Genomic DNA, 3,635 nt, shown 5'->3' with positions numbered 1-3,635 from the left:
TTTAATGAAGTTAGCACCGATTTATCCACTTGTTTTAATGTGGCCACATGCAAGGGATAAATTTCAAACATCTACACGCCTCTCATACTTTTCAATAAGAGTAATCTTACACATAAAAGACTCTTCCGATTTCATATATCTGAACTTCAGTTCAAAATTGAGCTTAATAATATAATATATTATTTTCTGATTATCATCAATAGTTTTTTTGATTTTTCTGATTATTATCAATAGTTTTTTGATTATGTTTGTTGCGATAAAAATATTTAAGCAATAATTTAAATAAGCACTATTTCTAGTACATTCTGGAAAAAGATCTAGATGTTTAACATTATCAGTAAAATATTTTCTGATTTCCAATATGATATTGATACTCATTGGAGATCTTTAAATTAATAATAGGACATCATCATATGATATTTGAACCACTTTTTTCTCCGTACTAATATGCCTTCTTATGGAGGGTTCGTATAGTGTCCGCAGCCAGCTTCGTTGTCGGTTTATCGGCCAACGGCATTGACGTGTCATCACATGGATGGTCACCCACATTGCCGTTGGCTGTTTATGTTTTTGCCTATTTAAATGTCGGAAGTAGAAAAGAGATTACATTTCGTTAATTGCACGATGAATATGAGATTCCCCCACAATTCTATTCCCCTGAATATAAGCATAGAGCAACGCTTGGCTGCATAACGTATTAATTTTACGCGGCACCCCATGAGTAAATTGGTAAACAACTTGAATTGCTTCTTCCGAGAATATTTCGTGAGGATTTCCCGAGATTTTCACTCGGTGCTGAATTTAAGCCCACTTGACGATGCTGTATGGCAAATTCTAACCTGGCGGCGGTTGCTTCTCTATGACTTGTAGATACAAAGCATTGTTCAGGTTTCAGCGGCACCTCTACCATTCCAAAGAACTCAAGCATGGTTCTTCACCTCCGCTTTGTTTTTCTTTCCATTTCACAAAGCTTGTGGTCCCAAGAGCCTTTCTCTTTTTTCTTCCTGTTCTTGTTGAAGTCGCTCAAAATAGTTAGATACAATGGAAGGCTTTTCTTCCACAGCGTCTGCTGGTATTTTAGAATGCCGCTGGTTTCGTAGTTCTGCTGGCTTCGCATCTTCATATGGTTGGCCATCCTTCCAAACTTGGATGAGCGAAAGATCAAAGGGATTGTACCGTTTGAGGATTCTTTTGCCGCGCAAAGCGGAATCTACATCATACCGGACTTAAAAATTGTCCATGCAGGCGATGCTAACTTTTGCTGAAAAAATCTAAAAATTAAAAAGGCATTCGGGGAATAAGAGCATTCCCAAATGCCTTTTGTCTTCAATCTGAACCATCGCATCAAGCGATGGTTTTAAAATTTAGACAGTCATTTCTTGACGACTAACTTCAAGTGTACGTACGATGTACTCTCCGTCTTTAAGGATAACATTTAATTTACTGTGATCTTGTAAAATTGCAATATTGTCTAGTGGGTTCCCATCTATAACAAGGACATCTGCAAGCTTTCCAACCTCAATGGTGCCTATTTGATCCTCCATCTGCATGATTTGGCTACCATATTTGGTAGCGGATACAATCGCATCCATTGGCGTCATTCCTACCCGCTCAACAAAATGCTCTAAATCGCGTGCGTATCCACCATGCGGGCAATACTTGAATCCATAATCTCCGCCCGGTAATACACGGACACCAGCTTTATAAAGTCTGTTCATATTGCGTAGAGCAATTTCTAACCCTTCTGCATAGCCTGATGCATTAATCGCTTCTTGTCCGAAATAGACAGCCCCATGTTCCAATGTTGAGACAATAAAATTTAATGCTGGTACAACGAATAAGCGATCTTTGTTTTCTACTAGCATGTCGAATGCTTCGTCATCAATAAAATCAGCATGACCGATAATATCAACGCCTGCTTGAACACATATTTTTACGGATTTTGAGGATCTAGCATGTACGTAGATTCTTTTCCCACGTGCATGAGCTTCCTCAACAGCAGCTCTAACCTCTTTAGAGGTATAAAGTGTCATTTCACTTGTTGCGTGAGCAATTAAACTATCTCCACTGACATTCAGCTTAACGAGGTCTGCTCCTTCTTTAAATAAACTCCTTACTACTCTTCTAACCTCATCATCACCATCAGCAAAGAAAGATAATCCATGAACTCGAACATGGTTTGGATGTACATCCACAATACTCCCTGTTGCTGAAACTTCAGCGCCATTTGCAATCATACGAGGTCCTAATATTTGTCCACGATTAATCGCATCTCGTAAAGCAATGTCCACTCTTCCTCTGGAAGCAGCACTTACACAAGAGGTAAAACCGCTTTTTAGCATCGTTTCTGCATTTTTGATACATCCAATCATGGTTTCTTCAATGGGTTTAAAATCGATATCTTGAATATATATGGCATCTTGAAATGCAAAATGTGTATGTGCCTCGGTCATTCCCGGCATGATGGTCCTTCCATTTAATTCAATAATATCCACCTGATTAGGGGAATAAGAAGCCGGAACGGAAAGATTAGTCCCCACAGCAGTGATCTTTTTTCCCTCAATCAGTACATCAATTCCATGCTTCGCTTCATTACCTGTTCCGTCAATGAGTAAACCATTTCTCAATAATTTTGCTTTCATTTTGAAACCCCTTTCAATATTATATTAATGAATCCTTTATGTTCAACACTTGGTCCCTTTAAAGCCTTAGGAATAAGTTTTAGAACCTTTATAATATTATTCAGGTTCCGTATTTTCTGAATAATAAAAGTAAAACAAAATAACATTGATTAACTGGACCTAAAATCGATTTTACTCGGTAGCGTTAAGTGGTATTATTATGAATTGAAAAAGTCCTCTAGACCATGATCCTCTCGGACTGCTGGAACATGTTCATCCCACTCGCAATCAAACAGGTTATCACATTTAACATGATGTAATCGCATTTGAGATTCATTACTATAATAGGTATTTAGAATGCGATAACTATGATATTTGGGTAAGCACATTGGACAAAATCCCTTGGCGATGGCTTCTATTTGTTCAGCCGTATAATTGACTGTATTTTTTTCTAGCAAACTTTTATCTAACATTGAAGTTGCTCCTCCTTCCAAAGCATTTATTAATATGAGGGGGAATCCCCCTCATATTATGTGGATCAAGTCCCCTGACTTAGGAAATAACGTTTTTGAGAACCCCGATTTTTTTCTATTTCCACTTCCACTACATCACCTTCATTTATTCATATTCCTCGTGAACCTTAAGAGCGGATTCATTTTTCCACTTTTCTACAAGTACAAAAAAATTCGGCTTCTTATTTGATTCGAATAATTCATAACTAATATTGCCCTTCTCTTCTTGAGAATGTGCCACAACTACATCTGTCATCTTTTAAAATTCAACTCGTTTGTCTAGTGCGACATGTAAATAAACATGAATAATAACCACAATTATTCCTCCAACTATAAAATAATTTTTCCCCGCATTTTACTCATCCATTGATTGATTTTCAACATCCATGCACAAGCGAATATCCCTAAAGTTCTTCAGACACCAATTGGAATTGTTCAATAGCTGTTTGGTAAGATTGTCTTGCCGCCTCTTCCAAAGGTCTTTTCCGCTGGTCCTCAGAAA

At 37.6% G+C, this 3,635-nt stretch carries 6 protein-coding genes; 1 reads left to right on the top strand and 5 read right to left on the bottom strand.

The genetic code is table 11. The features are described 5' to 3' along the window. The first annotated feature begins 473 nt into the window (after window positions 1-473). Window positions 474-617, top strand: a complete 144-nt coding sequence (locus AB7942_RS30220; RefSeq protein WP_369449750.1) for a hypothetical protein — start codon at window positions 474-476, stop codon at window positions 615-617. 86 nt (window positions 618-703) lie between these two features. Here the strand turns inward: AB7942_RS30220 and AB7942_RS30215 are convergent, their stop codons facing one another. The 5 genes from AB7942_RS30215 to AB7942_RS30195 form a co-directional block, all read right to left on the bottom strand. After that, entirely contained in the window at window positions 704-928 is a 225-nt protein-coding gene (locus AB7942_RS30215) for a hypothetical protein (protein WP_369449749.1), read from the bottom strand. A gap of 34 nt (window positions 929-962) precedes the next feature. After that, window positions 963-1,202, bottom strand: coding sequence for a hypothetical protein (locus tag AB7942_RS30210; protein ID WP_369449748.1), 240 nt, complete (start codon window positions 1,200-1,202; stop codon window positions 963-965). 162 nt (window positions 1,203-1,364) lie between these two features. Beyond that, on the bottom strand, window positions 1,365-2,642 hold the full coding sequence (locus AB7942_RS30205) for a metal-dependent hydrolase family protein (protein ID WP_369449747.1): 1,278 nt from the start codon (window positions 2,640-2,642) through the stop codon (window positions 1,365-1,367). A 197-nt stretch (window positions 2,643-2,839) separates the two neighbouring features. Then, window positions 2,840-3,094, bottom strand: coding sequence for a hypothetical protein (locus tag AB7942_RS30200; protein WP_369449746.1), 255 nt, complete (start codon window positions 3,092-3,094; stop codon window positions 2,840-2,842). Between the two features lie 145 nt (window positions 3,095-3,239). Next, a complete protein-coding gene (locus AB7942_RS30195) occupies window positions 3,240-3,389 on the bottom strand; it encodes a putative quinol monooxygenase (protein ID WP_369449745.1) in 150 nt (49 codons plus the stop codon). Window positions 3,390-3,635 lie beyond the last annotated feature (246 nt).

The organism is Neobacillus sp. BF23-41 (assembly GCF_041106275.1).
The sequence above is the reverse complement of the archived record's forward strand: the minus strand, read 5'-3'. Positions and strand labels throughout refer to the sequence as shown.

Coding starts and splice junctions, on each gene's coding strand:
- AB7942_RS30215 (WP_369449749.1), bottom strand. CDS start 928: ATGCTTGAGTTCTTTGGAATGGTAGAGGTGCCGCTGAAACCTGAACAA.
- AB7942_RS30195 (WP_369449745.1), bottom strand. CDS start 3,389: ATGACAGATGTAGTTGTGGCACATTCTCAAGAAGAGAAGGGCAATATT.
- AB7942_RS30200 (WP_369449746.1), bottom strand. CDS start 3,094: ATGTTAGATAAAAGTTTGCTAGAAAAAAATACAGTCAATTATACGGCT.
- AB7942_RS30205 (WP_369449747.1), bottom strand. CDS start 2,642: ATGAAAGCAAAATTATTGAGAAATGGTTTACTCATTGACGGAACAGGT.